This window comes from Chryseobacterium sp. CBSDS_008, assembly GCF_049959325.1.
In the GTDB taxonomy this organism is placed as follows: Bacteria; Bacteroidota; Bacteroidia; order Flavobacteriales; family Weeksellaceae; genus Chryseobacterium.
This window is the reverse complement of sequence record NZ_CP188202.1, coordinates 2,201,893-2,217,213: the sequence shown is the minus strand read 5'-3', so window position 1 is coordinate 2,217,213 and position 15,321 is coordinate 2,201,893. Positions and strand designations below refer to the sequence as shown.

Annotated in this window: 13 protein-coding genes; all 13 read left to right on the top strand. The window is 32.0% G+C overall.

Features of this window, described 5'->3' with window-relative positions; all coding sequences use genetic code 11:
* The first annotated feature begins 28 nt into the window (after nt 1-28).
* The 13 genes from ACP3T3_RS09920 to ACP3T3_RS09860 all read left to right on the top strand — a co-directional run bounded on the left by ACP3T3_RS09920 (nt 29) and on the right by ACP3T3_RS09860 (nt 15,311).
* Entirely contained in the window at nt 29-853 is an 825-nt protein-coding gene (locus ACP3T3_RS09920) for a polysaccharide biosynthesis/export family protein (RefSeq protein WP_426479714.1), read from the top strand.
* Between the two features lie 6 nt (nt 854-859).
* On the top strand, nt 860-3,256 hold the full coding sequence (locus tag ACP3T3_RS09915; RefSeq protein ID WP_426479713.1) for a GumC family protein: 2,397 nt from the start codon (nt 860-862) through the stop codon (nt 3,254-3,256).
* Complete coding sequence (locus ACP3T3_RS09910) at nt 3,256-4,551, top strand: nucleotide sugar dehydrogenase (RefSeq protein WP_426479712.1); 1,296 nt, start codon at nt 3,256-3,258, stop codon at nt 4,549-4,551. The genes ACP3T3_RS09915 and ACP3T3_RS09910 overlap by 1 nt, the downstream gene beginning before the upstream one ends.
* A gap of 6 nt (nt 4,552-4,557) precedes the next feature.
* The gene (lhgO, locus tag ACP3T3_RS09905) at nt 4,558-5,748 is read left to right on the top strand and encodes an L-2-hydroxyglutarate oxidase (RefSeq protein WP_426479711.1); all 1,191 of its coding nucleotides are present in this window, start codon (nt 4,558-4,560) and stop codon (nt 5,746-5,748) included.
* Nucleotides 5,749-5,782: 34 nt separating this feature from the next.
* On the top strand, nt 5,783-6,907 hold the full coding sequence (locus ACP3T3_RS09900) for a DegT/DnrJ/EryC1/StrS family aminotransferase (protein ID WP_426479710.1): 1,125 nt from the start codon (nt 5,783-5,785) through the stop codon (nt 6,905-6,907).
* Between the two features lie 12 nt (nt 6,908-6,919).
* Nucleotides 6,920-7,492, top strand: coding sequence for a DapH/DapD/GlmU-related protein (locus tag ACP3T3_RS09895; RefSeq protein ID WP_426479709.1), 573 nt, complete (start codon nt 6,920-6,922; stop codon nt 7,490-7,492).
* A gap of 10 nt (nt 7,493-7,502) precedes the next feature.
* A complete protein-coding gene (locus ACP3T3_RS09890) occupies nt 7,503-8,513 on the top strand; it encodes a Gfo/Idh/MocA family protein (RefSeq protein WP_426479708.1) in 1,011 nt (336 codons plus the stop codon).
* A 42-nt stretch (nt 8,514-8,555) separates the two neighbouring features.
* On the top strand, nt 8,556-9,935 hold the full coding sequence (locus ACP3T3_RS09885) for a polysaccharide deacetylase family protein (RefSeq protein ID WP_426479707.1): 1,380 nt from the start codon (nt 8,556-8,558) through the stop codon (nt 9,933-9,935).
* Complete coding sequence (locus ACP3T3_RS09880; protein ID WP_426479706.1) at nt 9,932-10,999, top strand: hypothetical protein; 1,068 nt, start codon at nt 9,932-9,934, stop codon at nt 10,997-10,999. Before ACP3T3_RS09885 ends, ACP3T3_RS09880 begins: the two co-directional genes overlap by 4 nt.
* Entirely contained in the window at nt 10,969-11,712 is a 744-nt protein-coding gene (locus ACP3T3_RS09875; RefSeq protein WP_426479705.1) for a PHP domain-containing protein, read from the top strand. The genes ACP3T3_RS09880 and ACP3T3_RS09875 overlap by 31 nt, the downstream gene beginning before the upstream one ends.
* The gene (locus ACP3T3_RS09870; protein ID WP_426479704.1) at nt 11,709-12,890 is read left to right on the top strand and encodes a lipopolysaccharide biosynthesis protein; all 1,182 of its coding nucleotides are present in this window, start codon (nt 11,709-11,711) and stop codon (nt 12,888-12,890) included. Before ACP3T3_RS09875 ends, ACP3T3_RS09870 begins: the two co-directional genes overlap by 4 nt.
* A gap of 77 nt (nt 12,891-12,967) precedes the next feature.
* Nucleotides 12,968-14,167 (top strand): O-antigen polymerase, encoded by a 1,200-nt coding sequence (locus ACP3T3_RS09865; protein WP_426479703.1) that lies wholly within the window; start codon nt 12,968-12,970, stop codon nt 14,165-14,167.
* Entirely contained in the window at nt 14,160-15,311 is a 1,152-nt protein-coding gene (locus tag ACP3T3_RS09860; protein ID WP_426479702.1) for a glycosyltransferase, read from the top strand. The genes ACP3T3_RS09865 and ACP3T3_RS09860 overlap by 8 nt, the downstream gene beginning before the upstream one ends.
* The last annotated feature ends 10 nt before the right edge of the window (nt 15,312-15,321 follow it).

The window sequence follows — 15,321 nt, the reverse complement described above, 5'->3', positions numbered from 1 at the left end:
ATGTATATTTGCACAATTTAACAATAGAATGAAAGGAAAAATATTAGCAGCAGTTTTGGCGTCCTCATTAGTGATTTCCTGTAAAGTTAATCCCAATGCGAAGAATGATTTAAATTATATGCAGAATATAGAACAGGTTGCAATCAATGCCTCTGCTAAAAATTCAGCAAATACAATCCAGACAGGGGATCAGTTGGTTATTCTGATCACTGCAAAAGATATGGATGTTGTGAAACCTTTTAATCAGAATTATTCTTCATCAGAACTTATCCAGACAAATGCTATGGCCGGAGGTAATACTCCTAATCAGGGATCTACAATACTTTCAGGACCAACCTATATTGTTGATGCAAATGGAGATATTGACTTTCCAATATTAGGGAAACTGAATACATCAGATAAAAGTTTGACCACATTTAAAGATGAACTAAGGGATAAAATGACAAAATATGTTATCAGTCCAACAGTAAATATAAAACTTGCCAACTTTAAAGTTACAGTATTGGGAGAAGTAAACAGACAAGGAGACTACACCATAGCAAACGGGCAAGCAACTATTTTAAATGTATTAGGAATGGCTGGTGATTTGACTCAGTATGGAAAAAGAGAAGATATATTGATTGTCAGAACAGAAAATGGTGTTGTTTCTCATGGACGTATTAATCTTCAGGATGCTAATTTAATTAATTCTCCATATTATAATCTTAAACAGGGGGATGCCGTTATTGTTTCTTCAAACAATACAAAAGATGTTATAGCAAAACAAAACCCCAACACTGGGCTTTATCTGACCGCTATTTCTATTGCGGTTACAGCAGTTGCCGTAGTAGTAAGTTTATTTAACAAGAAATAACAATTGATGGATAACCAGAAAACTTCACAATTTTCAGAGGAAGAAAACAACTTAATCAAGATTAATATTGGTGAAATTATAAAACCATATATCCGAAAATGGCCTTGGTTTATTATAAGCGCATTTATTGCTCTGGTAATAGGCTACATTTCATTGAAATTTATGGTTCCTGTATATGGTGTACAGTCAACAATTCTTATCAAAGATGCTAAAAACTCATCTTCATCAGTAATGGCAAACGATTTGGGAGTTTTACCTGATTTATCAGGAATTGGAGGTCTTAAAACCAATAGTATAGCCAATGAAATAGAAGTTTTGAAGTCAAAAAAAATGATGAGTGAAGTTATCAGTAGTTTAAGTCTTCAAACTAATATTACAGCAAAAGGAAAAATCAGAACCTTAGAGTTATATAAAGAAACTTCTCCTGTAGAAGTGAGAGTAATTGGAGAGAAGAAAGATAATGGCTCTGTAAATACAATTCAACTTGCAATCCATGGAGAGAAATTAACTTTGAGTGGTGAAAGTCTTAAGAAAAATATTGTAACAACTTATGGTAAGACAATAAGTTTACCATTTGCAAATATTATAATAACAAAAAATCCCAAATTTAACTCTGCAGAAGTTAAAGGCATAAATATAAATAATCTAGTACTTCAGATATCTTCTCTGGAAGCCGCAGTAAATAGTCTTCAAGGACCACTTAATGTTGATCTTGTCAATAGAGAAACTACCGTACTAAAGCTTGGATATCAATACCCTCAGATATCTAAAGCAAAAGATATTATCAATGGTTTGGTGATAGCTTATAATAATGATGCCATTGTAGATAAAAATTCAGAATCAAAAAAAACTTTGGATTTTATTGAAGATAGAATAAAAAAACTGTCAGGAGAATTAGGAGAGGTTGAGAATCAAAAAGAAAGTTTTAAATCTAAAAATAATCTTACTGATTTAGAAACAGAAGCTAAAATTAATTTAGAAAGCTCTGCTGCGGCCAGAGCTAAGCAACTGGATGTTGATGCTCAGCTGGAACTTACAACAGCTCTTATAGGTTATGTTTCTAAACAAGGACAGTATCAGGTTTTGCCTGCAAATGTGGGATTGAATAACCCTGAAGCAATATCAGGAATATCAGCATATAACCAGCTTGTTTTACAGAGAAACAGATTACTTGAATCTGCTACACCGGAAAACCCTACTGTGATAGATGTTACAAAGCAAATTAATGCCATGCGTAGTTCTATTATGCAGACTTTACAAAGAAATAGAGTGGGGCTGGAGCTGGCAAAAAATGAATATTTAGGAGAACAAAATAAGGTTTCTGGCAAAATTTCTAAACTTCCTTCTATAGAAAAAATGTTTAGAAGCATAGAAAGGCAGCAACAAATTAAAGAGAATCTGTACTTGCTTTTACTTCAAAAAAGAGAAGAGACTGCTATTGCACAATCTATTATCGCCCCAAAAGCCAAAATTCTGGATGCTGCATATGCTTCACCAGTAGCAATTTCTCCAAAAACCAATGTTATTCTGACGGTTTATTTAGTAGCTGGTCTGTTAATTCCTTTTATTATTATTTATTTAACAATGCTTTTCAATAATAAGATTATTACTAAACATGATCTTGAGAAGATTGTACACGCTCCTATTATTGCAGAACTACCAAGTCTTGAAAAAGGAGATTCTGAAATAGTAAAAATGAATGATCTTAGTCCTAAGGCGGAAGCATTTAGAATCCTTATTACCAATATGAATTTCATGCTTTCAAAAGAGAAAAAGGGAAAAGTTGTATTTGTTACTTCAACAGTAAAGGGAGAAGGAAAAACGTTTACTTCTGTAAATTTAGCTCTAACACTGGCAAATCCTAAGAAAAAAGCAATTATCATAGGGTCCGATATCAGAAACCCCCAGCTTCAAAGGTACAATCCTGCAAGAAAAGGGCTTACCGGACTTACAGAGTATCTTTATAATGACGAGACTAAACTTGAAAATATTATTCATGTTTCATCCTTTAATCCTTACCTAGATGTAATTTATTCAGGAATGATTCCTCCGAACCCTACAGAACTATTATCCAATGGCCGTTATGAGATTCTTCTAAACGAATTAAAAGATAAATATGAATATATTATCCTGGATACTGCACCATTGCTTCTTGTTACGGATACTTTCCTTATTGCTGAACTTTCTGATATCACTATTTATGTATCCAGATCTAAATACACAGAAAAAGCATTATTAGAATTTGCCAATAGCAATATTGACCAGAAAAAAATCAAAAATGTTGGATTTGTACTTAATGATGTAAGCAGGGAAAATTTAGGATATAGTAACAAATATGGTTATGGTTATAACCAACATGCAGAACAATCATGGTTTCAAAAAATAAAAAATAAGCTTAGTTAATGACAACAACATATAAAATAGCGGTGATAGGCCAGGGTTATGTAGGTCTTCCTCTATCTCTTGAATTTGCAGACCATTATCCTGTTTTTGGATTTGATATCAATAAACAACGTGTTGACCAGCTTAATAACGGAAAGGATATAACGCTTGAAGCAGATGTTGATAAGTTAAATAAAGGGCTGAAAAAATATATTGAATCTAATGGCTCTTTAGGCTACAAAGCAACAAGCCTGTTATCCGATATTTCTGAAGCTAATGTATTTATTGTCACCGTTCCTACTCCTATTGATAAATATAATGCTCCGGATCTAAATCCGTTGATTTCTGCTTCAAAAATGTTGGGCGAAATTATCAAAGAAGGAGATATTGTTATTTATGAATCTACTGTTTTCCCTGGATGTACAGAAGAAGAGTGTGTGCCGGTACTTGAAAAATACTCGGGACTTAAGTTCAACGAAGACTTTTTTGTAGGATATTCTCCGGAGAGAATTAATCCGGGAGATAAAGTAAACACACTTACCAGTGTTAAAAAAGTAACTTCCGGTTCTACGGAAGAGATTGCTGAAGAAGTAGACAAACTATATAAGAAAATTATTACCGCTGGTACCCATAAAGCACCCAGCATTAAAGTAGCGGAAGCTTCAAAAGCTATTGAAAATGCACAAAGAGATGTTAATATTTCTTTTGTTAACGAATTAGCCTTAATTTTTGATAGAGTAGGAATTGATACTAATGATGTGTTGGAAGCTGCTGGCACAAAATATAATTTCCTTAAGTATAAGCCTGGATTGGTGGGAGGACATTGTATTTCAGTAGATCCGTATTACCTGGCACATAAGGCAGAACAGTTGGGATATCATCCGGATGTTATCTTATCTGGAAGACGGGTAAACGATTCTATTGCAAAGTTTGTTGCTGCTAAAGTAGTAAAACTTCTTATTGCAAAAGGTGGAGTGATCAAAAATTCTAATGCTCTGATTTTAGGAGTTACATTCAAAGAAAACTGTCCGGACGTCAGAAATACTAAAGTTGTTGATATTTACAGAGAACTTGCCGATTACGGAATAAATGTGGACATTTATGATCCATGGGCAAGCAAAGAAGAAGTAAAACATGAATATGGAATTGATATTCTGGATGCTCTTCAGGAAGGCAAAAAGTACGATTCTTTAGTTATTGCAGTATCTCACAATGAGTTCCTGGAAATGGATCTGGATCAGCTTAAAAAAGAAAATGCCGTGGTTTTTGATACCAAAGCATGCTTAGACAGAAATCTGGTAGATGCAAGACTGTAACAGATCATGAACTATGATATTATAATCATTGGTGCAGGTTTGGTAGGATTGGCTACCGCTTATCAGACCAAACTGAAAAATCCTGATTCTAAGATTTTAATTTTGGAAAAAGAAAACGATGTGGCATTGCACCAATCGGGACACAATAGTGGCGTAATCCATAGCGGGATTTATTATAAACCAGGAAGTCTTAAAGCAAAAAACTGTATTGAAGGCTATAACTCAGTAATTAATTTTGCTGAGAAATACGGAATACGATATGACCTTTGCGGGAAAATAATTGTAGCCACTTCACAGGAAGAATTACCGCTTTTAGATACTATTTATAAAAGAGGAGTTGAGAACGGACTACAAAATCTAAAATACCTTTCCAGAGAAGAATTTCGTGAAATTGAGCCCCATTGTGAGGGTGTAAAAGCAATCAAAGTTCCACAAACCGGAATTATTGACTACCCGGGAATAGCCAGAAAAATAAAAGAACTTTTTGAAGAATTAGGAGGAGAAGTAAGATTTAATAATGAAGTAAAAAATATTATTGATAAAAAATCTGAAATTATTGTAAACACCAATATCTCCGAATTTAAAGCCCAAAAGCTGATTTCCTGCGCTGGATTGTATTCTGATAAGATTACCAAAATGACCAACGAAAAAAACGATGTGGTCATTATTCCTTTCAGAGGAGAATATTATAAAATTAAGGATGAAAAAAAATATCTGGTAAAACATCTTATTTACCCGGTGCCCGACCCTAATTTCCCATTCCTTGGAGTTCATTTTACCAGAATGATTGACGGGAATATTGAGGCTGGCCCTAATGCCGTGCTGGCTTTCAAAAAAGAAGGATATCATTTTTTCGATTTCAACTTCAATGAAACTATGCAGACCATGCTATGGCCGGGATTCAGGAAAATCGTAGCGAAATATGGGAAAACCGGTATGGGAGAAATGCATCGTTCACTTTCCAAATCTGCCTTTACAAAAGCCCTTCAGAAACTTTTACCCGAAATTCAGGAAAACGATCTTGTTGCAGGTGGTTCAGGGGTAAGAGCCCAAGCCTGTGACAGAAATGGAGGATTGATTGATGATTTTGACATCGTGAAAAACGGAAACATTATTCACGTCAGAAATGCCCCTTCTCCGGCAGCCACTTCCTGCCTTTCTATAGGAAATAAAATAAGTGAGCTTATCATAAATTAAAAATGCACCTGCGTGCACTCAAAAAACTAACAATATGAAAATTCAAATGGTTGACCTTAAAGGTCAATACCTGAAAATAAAAAAAGACGTAGATGCCAGTATTCAGGAATGTATAGACAATACAGCATTTATTAACGGCCCTGCTGTAAAAGAATTCCAACAAGACTTTGAGAAATATCTGGGTGTAAAACATGTCATTCCATGTGCTAACGGAACAGATGCACTTCAAATTGCCATGATGGCCCTTGATCTGCAGCCCGGCGATGAAATAATCTGCCCTGCATTCACTTACGTAGCTACAGCAGAAGTCATTGGTCTTTTAGGATTAAAGCCTGTAATGGTAGACGTAAACGAAGATACTTTTGATATAGAACTAAATGATCTGGAAAAATATCTGACACCTAAAACCAAAGCGATTGTTCCCGTGCATTTATACGGGCAAAGCGCTGATATGGAAAAGATTCTTAAATTTGCGGAAAAAAATAACCTTTTTGTTATAGAAGATAATGCTCAGGCAATTGGTTCGGATTATAATTTCTCAGATGGAACTGTAAAAAAAACCGGAACTATAGGACATATTGGATGTACTTCATTTTTTCCATCCAAAAACCTTGGATGCTATGGTGATGGTGGTGCGTTGATGACAAATGATGATGAATTGGCTTTAAAAATAAGAATGATTGCCAACCATGGTCAGGAAAAAAAATACTACCACAAAGTTTTAGGCTGTAATTCAAGATTGGATACCATTCAGGCTGCTGTATTAAAAGTTAAGCTTAAACATTTGGATGAATATTCAGCTGCCAGAAACAGGATGGCGGATTATTATGATGAAAATCTTGCGGGTATTGCTGAAATTCAGACTCCCAGGAGAGCTGAAAATTCAACCCATGTATTTCATCAGTATACTCTTAGAGTGAAGAATGGTAAAAGAGATCAATTACAACAATATTTGGCAGAAAAGAATATTCCAAGTATGATTTATTATCCTCTGCCTCTTTACAAACAAGAAGCTTTTCTTCAATATGCAGAAGAAGGGTTTAGTCTTCCTGTTACAGAGCAGCTCTGCAAAGAAGTTATCTCTCTTCCTGTACATACAGAATTTGGCCAGGAGGTACTGGATGTTATTATTACGGAAATTAAGAATTATTTTAATTAATATAAAGCAGATATGTCGGATTTTTTTGCACACGAAACAGCCGTTATTGACGAAGGTTGCCAGATAGGGACTGGGACCAAAATTTGGCACTTTTCACATCTTATGACCGGTTGCATTTTAGGCGAAAAATGTAATATTGGCCAGAACGTTGTCATCTCACCCAAAGTAGTTTTAGGAAAGAATGTGAAGGTTCAGAATAATGTTTCTATCTATGAAGGGGTAACATGTGATGATGATGTTTTTTTAGGCCCTTCAATGGTTTTTACCAATGTAATTAATCCAAGAAGTGCGGTAAACAGAAAAAATGAATACCTTAGAACCCATGTGGGAAAAGGAGCATCTATAGGTGCTAATGCAACTATTGTTTGTGGGCATAATATTGGTCAGTATGCTTTTATTGGAGCAGGAGCCGTGGTTACAAAAGAAGTGCCGGATTATGCATTGGTAGTAGGAAATCCTGCCAGACAAATGGGATGGATGAGCGAATTTGGGCAAAGACTTCAATTTGATGCAGAAAATATTGCCGTTTGTGAAGAAAGTGGAGAAAAATACAAAATAGAAAACAATAAAGTTTCAAAAATTTAAAAACATACAAATGAGTGAAAAAATAAAATTTGCAGTAGTGGGCTGCGGGCATATCGGAAAAAGACATGCCGAAATGATCTCAAGAAATGATGAATGTGAATTGGTTGGATTGATCGATGTCAAAGATAAATCATTATTGGGAATTGAAAATTATAAGGTTCCCTTTTTTGCATCACTGGATGATTTTTTAACTTCAGGTGTTGAAGTGGATGTTATAAACATTGCTTCACCAAATGGATTCCATTTTGAGCAATCCTATAAAGTAATTGATGCTGGAAAGCACGTTGTGGTAGAAAAACCAATGGCTCTGAAAAAACAGCATGCAGAAAAACTTATTTTTCAGGCCTTGCACAAACATAAACAGATTTTTGCAGTTATGCAAAACAGATATTCACCACCTTCTGCATGGGTAAAAGAAATGGTAGAGAGCGGAAAACTGGGCGAAATATATATGGTGCAGCTTAATTGCTACTGGAATCGTGACGGCAGATATTATAAGCCGGAATCATGGCATGGTAAGAAAGAACTGGACGGAGGAACCTTATTTACACAGTTTTCTCACTTTATCGATATTATGTACTGGCTGTTCGGTGATATAACCAATATTCAGGCAAAGTTTGCAGATTTTAATCATAAAACTCTTACTGACTTTGAAGACTCAGGTTTCGTCAGCTTTGACTTTGTAGATGGTGGAATGGGTTCATTAAATTATTCTACTTCAGTTTGGAATCAGAACCTTGAAAGTTCTATGACCATTATCGCAGAGAATGGATCTGTGAAGATTGGAGGACAATATATGGACAAAGTAGAAGTTTGTAATATAAAAGACTATGTAATGCCGGAATTGGCTCCAACAAACCCTGGAAATGATTATGGCGCTTATAAAGGATCGGCAGCCAATCACCACTATATTATTGAAAATGTTGTGGATGTATTAAAAGGAAGAGATACCATTACTACTAATGCTTTGGAAGGATTGAAAGTAGTGGATATAATCGAAAAGATTTATAGTTTGAAATAAGCATGATTAAAAGTAGAAAATTCTCCTAATAGTTTTAAAATTTTGGTAACAAGTAATTATTTCTCAGAAATACTTTCAGATAATCTGTTGCAAGATTGGATAGGTAATATTTTTAGAGAAAGATTTGACGTAAATGTTCGGGTTGAGTTTTTAGAGGACCATTTTTGTTTGACCTTTTCGAAAGAAAACCAGTTTGTAACTATTAACTTTACGAATAATGGAAGGCATGCATTTTTTAGTAAAGAAAATATCTTAAGTTATATATCCAGAGAGTCCGTTTCAGAAACAATAGGTTTAGAAATTCCAAATGAAAATCTAGTTTTATTCGGAGTTTCAGAAATAGACTGGTTTATCAGGAAAGAAAAGAATGTTTTTACAATAAATTATGACTTTGCTTCATACATGATATGGGCACTCAATAGAATAGAGGAATATGGAGTGAAATCTGAAGATAAACATTCTCGATTTGAATTGAAAGATTCTCATTTATTCAATGATGGATTATACCTGCGACCAATAGTTGATGAATGGATTTGTTTTATTGGGAATATACTTTTAGCCTCTGATATTGATTGCAGACAAAATAGATTTTCTTATGAAGTAAGTCATGATGTTGATAAAATATCCAGATATATTAGTGTACCAAAAACTAAATTCATTACGCTTTTTCTTATAGATTTAGTGAAAAGACCCAAATTGGCAATTTCTTATTTGACTAATAGGCAATATTTTTTTGATCTTGAGGTTTCTAATACATTTGATTGGCTTATGAATATTTCAGATAAACATGGTATAACCAGTAAGTTTTATTTTATTCCGGACAGTACTTCTTTTAAATTTGATTTTAGATATAATTATACCAGTTTTGTAAAAAGCCTTATAAAAAAAATAGACGATAGAGGTCATGAAGTAGGTATTCATTATAGTTACAATGCATCATCAAAATTCAACATTAAGGCAGAATGGATGAAACTCAGGGAAGTTTTTTCAGAACTGAATATTCCTACAGATCTTGGCGGTAGAATGCATTATTTAAGAATTAATTTTCTTGAAACGCTAAGACAACTTTCCATAGTAGGACAGAAATATGACAATACCTTAACCTTTCACGAAACCGGTGGTTTTAGGTGCGGAACATGTTTCCCATATAAACCGTTTGATATCTATAATAAATCAGTTCTGAATGTAGAAATAAGACCCTTAATTGTAATGGAAGGAAGTGTTTTAGACTATTCTAAAATAAATATAGATGATGGTAAAGCTCTTCAGTATGTTAAAAAAATAGTTCTTCAGTGTTACAAAGTTGGTGGAAGATTTTCATTACTTTGGCATAATGATGAATTTGAGAGTGAAAAAAAGAAAGAATTATACTGTGAGATCCTTGAATTCTGTTCAACCTTGAAAAATACAAAGCAAGTATGAGAATTTTGATAACAGATGCAAATTACAAAAATTCTATAGCGATACAGCGGGAATTGTATAAAGAAAAAGTGCACGAAGTTTTTGCTACAGATAAAGAAACTGCTTTTTTTACTAAAAGATTGGGGTATTGTAAAGATTATATAATAGGGGATTTAGAGGAATCTGTTAAACAAATTAAACCTGATTTTATAATTCCGGTAGGAAGTGAAGCCGTAAAGATATGTTCAGAAAAGTATAGAGAATTTTGTTTAATACCTACAAAAGAAAGTCTTGAAATAGCATTAAATAAAGATAAAATGGTAGTTTTGAATTCTCTTAGAGAAGTAAATTATCCTGAATGTAGATTATTTTCAAATCTTGAAGAATTAAGGCTATACAGTAGAGATAAAAATTGTGTTGTTAAATCAAGTAATGAAAGTTTAGCTAAATTTGACCCGTTATATGTAAAATTAGGCTCTGAATCCGAATTCGAAAGAATAGAAAAATATTTGTCGGGGGGGGTGAAACTATTAATGCAGGAAAAGGTATCTGGGGTTGGCAGAGGCTTTTTTTGTATTGCAAAAGAAGGTAGGATTATTAATTATTATATGCATCAACGTATTAGAGAAATACCAATTACAGGAGGATCTAGTACAGCTGCCAAGTCAATTTTTTGTGAAAAAATGTTTAATATATCTAAACAAATTATTGAGTATTTAAAATGGTCAGGCCCTCTAATGATTGAGTATAAATACGATGAGCCTAATCAAAAATATCATTTGATAGAGTTAAACCCTAAATTTTGGGGTTCGCTGGATTTATCTTATGCATTAGGACTTCACTTTGGTAAAACTTTAATTGACACCTATTCGAATAAAGCAGAAGAACAGACTGAAAAAAGATATGAAGTTGGAAAAAAGTTCTTTTGGGTTTTAGATGGAGATCTTTTGGTTTTATTTAAAACAGGAAAACTTTATAAAATAAAAGAATATTTCTATAAGGATTCTTATACGAATTTGTTTGAAAATTTTTTCGTTGATTCAATGAAATTACTATGGACGATAAAAAAAATGTTCGCAAAGTAAATGGGATGAAAAAAGGGATTTTTCATTTTCATAGTACCTATTCCTATGACGGAATTAATACGCTTGAAAAAATAATTAAAATAATAAAAGAGAAAAAACTTGATTTTGTTGTTTTAACGGATCATGATACCATAAAAGGGAGTGTAGAGCTTCAGAAAAAAGTAAAAGAACACAATCTGAATGTAGAGATTCCTACTGCTGCAGAATATAAAACAGATAGGGGAGATGTTATTGCATTAAATGTAAAGAATGAAATTACAGATATGAAATGGGATGAGTTTTATAAAAATGCAAAAGAACAAAATGCCATACTGGTTCTGCCTCATCCATATGATGGGCACTCTCAAATAGAAGAATTGGCACAATCTGTTGATGTTATAGAAGTATTTAATTCCAGATCATCAGTTGTTAATAATTACAAATCTTATCTATTGGCTCTAAAATATAAAAAGCCTGTAATTTGGAGCTCGGATTCTCATATTCCTCAAACGCTCTTAAATGGTGTAGTAGGATATGAAAAAAAAGATTTAAAATTTCATGAAGCATTAACAAATAGTGAAATTGCACCATTATTTCTTAAAAAAAGCTCAGTATCAGATATTTTTATCTCGCAGCTCAAAAAAGCTTATGTAAACAAAAATTTTAAATTATTTATTTACATTGTATACAAAACTCTTTTTAAGAGAACTAAAGAAGATTATTTAAATTTATGAAAAGAAAAATAATATCTTTTTTAGGTAGCAATATATTATCTCAATTAATATTACTGATTGCAGTTCCACTAACCGGAAGAATTTATTCTGATTACGAAATTGGAATACTGTCATTTATTTTATCTATTTCAGCTCCATTAGCCTATTTTTATACTTTGTCATACAACAAAGCAATTATGTTACCAGCAAAGAGCGAAGAATATAGTATGTTGTATGCCGTATCAATTTTCTTGAGCATTACCATCTCATTAACCTCATTTTTTATTATACTTATTTCAACTTTATTTTTTGATATAGACTCTTATTTTTTACTTGTTCCATTGGTCGCATTTAGCCAATCTTTATATAGTGCATCAAAAGATATTCTTATTAAAAAAGGTTTGTTGAATATTGTTAGTAAATCAATGATACTGAACTCTGTGTTTGCAGTTATCATTATACTTTCCGGTTATTATATAAAACTATCATATGGTATTTTGGTATTGTCTTATGTAATACCTAATTTTTTGGCTACTATATTTATACTGTTTTATCTCAAAATACAAAAAAGGAATTTTGTTTATAAAGATTTTTATAACATTATAATAAAATATAAGTCCTTTCCATTGCATCAGATGCCTGCTTATTTTATTAATACTTTTAACGCAGAGCTACCTAGTTTCTTTATAAAACATTATTTTGGAGAAGCTATTTTGGGTAATTATTTCATGGCTTCTAAAATTGTGAATAAACCATTAAGTTTAATATCTGAAAGTTTAAATGGATTAATATACAAGGATTTGTCAGAAACTAATAAAGCTAAACTTAATAAGAGAATGAATACGTATGTTGGATTATTATTTTTAGTTTCCTTATTATTTGCTATAGTATATTTAATTTTTGGGGAGTATTTTTTCTCTCTATTTTTTGATATTAATAAATGGAGAAAAGCGTTTGATATGAGTAAAATAATAATTTTCACTACTGTTATTTCATCGTCTTTTTCTCATTACTCAAGCGGTGTATTGGTTAAAAGGAAGAATAAAATTTTTCTTGTTTGGGAAGTAATTACTACTTTGGTTTTACTTGTTTCATTTTTTTTAGGAAAAAGCTCTACTATTGATTTATTTATATGGATTTATGTAGGAGTAATTTTATTTAGATATTTATTACTTTCTTTACTATTTAATAAGTCTTGATTTTTTTTGTTGCTATGAAGTATTTTACACTACTAATATTTTTTATTATATATAAATTATCTTTAGATTATCTCTATGTGAACTCAATATCTGTGCATTACGGATATCTTGGTTATGTAAGAGAATTTAGCCATACAATTAATAACCTTTCTTACGTTGCTATAATATTTTATACTTATTTTTTTAAAAAGATTTTAGAGAAAGATACTCCAGCAAGTTTAATTCTTATGGTAATATATCTATTATATTTTTTGCCAAATTTAACTTTTTGCGTATATACCAATAATTTTGAGTTCTTTTTATATAGTGTGATATATTGTGCTCTGCTCTTTTTGTTTTATATAAGATACGGAAAAGTGAAATATTATAAAATTTTTGACAATTCCCAGTCGATGATTTTATTTAAAATTTTGCTATATACAGTAGTGTTAATGATGATTGTTTTTTCCGTTATATATAATGGTTTTAGCATTAAATTTGATTTTGAAGAAGTATATGAAATACGAGCGAAAGTCAGTGAGTTAAATATGCCTTCGTTTATTAATTATCTGCGGCCGATAGCAAGTATGTTTATTACAATTTCTTTCATGTATTACTTGATACAGAAAAATGTTTTTCTAAGCTGTGTATTTTTCTTCTTTGGCTTAATGATGTATTCTTTTGGCGCACATAAGACAGATTTCGTATTATTGATATTGACCCTACTTATTTATTTTTTTTATAAGAAAGAGTATAATAAGTATCTTCTGCATGCATTTATTGGTTTCAATCTTATTTTGATATTTTTTGTCGAATTTGGAAGTGAAAGTGTTCAGATCAGTATTGCCGGGCTTTATTCAAGAACCTATTTTACACCTACGTTGTTAGCCTACTTCCATTATGATTACTTTTCCACTCATGAATTACTTTATCTCAGAGAGCATTTCGGACATTGGTTTGAGACCAATGTAAATCATAAAAATAATTCCCCTTATATAATAGCAGCAACTTATTTTAATGATCCGGACATGTCTTCCAATACAGGATTGATTGGAAGTGATTATGCACAATTTGGGTGGGCTTCCCTACTGGTATTTCCTCTTATAAGAGCTTATTTCTTTAAAGTATTTGATATGTCAAGTTTTAAATTAGATGCAAGAATATATTTAATTTCCAGTTTTTCTTTTGGAGCCCTATTTATCAATGGTGCTTTTTTTACAGCGCTTATTTCAGGTGGGTTTTTAGCCGTTTGCTTTTTACTTTATTTAATGCCCAGATACACTAAAAATAATGAATAAAAAAATACTTCATCTTTCACCCACAGATATCCGATATGATAGTAGGATTTTAAAAGAGTTGAAGGCGGTTCAAAAAATTGAAAATACAACTTTGGCAGCCTATGGAATTGATGACTCTGAAGGACATAAATATGAAACAGAACAGATGCCTTTTATTAAGGTATTCAATATTGCTACAAAAAAAATAAAATTTTTACCAAGACCTGTCAGATATTTTCTTAATCTCATAGAGGCATTTATTAGAATGGTTTTTCCCGGGATCAAATACAAACCGGATATCATTCATTGTCATGACACACTATATTTGCCCATTGCAAAAATGATCAAACTATTTTGTGGATCAAAACTAATCTATGATGCCCATGAACTTGAATCAGATAAGGCAGGACAATCAAAAGTACTTTCAAAATATACTCTTTTCATTGAAAAAATGTTGTGGAGAGATATTGATATCCTGATTAGTGTGAGCCCATCTATTATTGATTGGTATGATAAACATCTTGGGAAAAAGAAGAGTGTATTGATATTAAACTCGCCGTTGCTTGACACTTCCCCAAAAGAAAATATTAAAAATAATTATCTCAGAGAAAAATTTAATATCCCTGAAGGGAAAAAAATATTTTTATACTTGGGAATAATAAGTGAAATCGGAAGAGGAATAAATTTGTATTTGGATGTTTTCCAAAGAAAAGAAGTAGATTCACATATTGTTTTTATTGGCTATGGTGAGTATGTTGATGAAATAAAAAAAATAGCACTCAATAATGATAATATTCATTATCATCCGGCAGTTCCGCATCATCAGGTAGTAGAGGTGTCTACGTCTGCAGATGTAGGGCTATGCCTAGTGGAAGCCGTTTCTTTAAGTGACTATTATTGCTTGCCCAATAAATTATTTGAATATGCTTTTTCAGAATTATATATTTTAGCATCAGATTTTCCAGATATCAGAAAAATTGTTGAGGAATATAGTTTAGGGAAATGTAGTAGCTTAAATGCCGAAAATTTATTTGAAATTGTAAAAGACGTTGAATATTCAGATCTGGATAACAGGGTGAAAAAAGACCTTTATCCACTTAGCTGGAACTTTCAGGAAAGTGAGCTATTAAAAATGTATAATAATATTTTAAAAAATCAAAAATAAATAATAAAGA

Coding starts and splice junctions, on each gene's coding strand:
- ACP3T3_RS09920 (WP_426479714.1), top strand. CDS start 29: ATGAAAGGAAAAATATTAGCAGCAGTTTTGGCGTCCTCATTAGTGATT.
- ACP3T3_RS09915 (WP_426479713.1), top strand. CDS start 860: ATGGATAACCAGAAAACTTCACAATTTTCAGAGGAAGAAAACAACTTA.
- ACP3T3_RS09910 (WP_426479712.1), top strand. CDS start 3,256: ATGACAACAACATATAAAATAGCGGTGATAGGCCAGGGTTATGTAGGT.
- lhgO (WP_426479711.1), top strand. CDS start 4,558: ATGAACTATGATATTATAATCATTGGTGCAGGTTTGGTAGGATTGGCT.
- ACP3T3_RS09900 (WP_426479710.1), top strand. CDS start 5,783: ATGAAAATTCAAATGGTTGACCTTAAAGGTCAATACCTGAAAATAAAA.
- ACP3T3_RS09895 (WP_426479709.1), top strand. CDS start 6,920: ATGTCGGATTTTTTTGCACACGAAACAGCCGTTATTGACGAAGGTTGC.
- ACP3T3_RS09890 (WP_426479708.1), top strand. CDS start 7,503: ATGAGTGAAAAAATAAAATTTGCAGTAGTGGGCTGCGGGCATATCGGA.
- ACP3T3_RS09880 (WP_426479706.1), top strand. CDS start 9,932: ATGAGAATTTTGATAACAGATGCAAATTACAAAAATTCTATAGCGATA.
- ACP3T3_RS09875 (WP_426479705.1), top strand. CDS start 10,969: ATGGACGATAAAAAAAATGTTCGCAAAGTAAATGGGATGAAAAAAGGG.
- ACP3T3_RS09870 (WP_426479704.1), top strand. CDS start 11,709: ATGAAAAGAAAAATAATATCTTTTTTAGGTAGCAATATATTATCTCAA.
- ACP3T3_RS09860 (WP_426479702.1), top strand. CDS start 14,160: ATGAATAAAAAAATACTTCATCTTTCACCCACAGATATCCGATATGAT.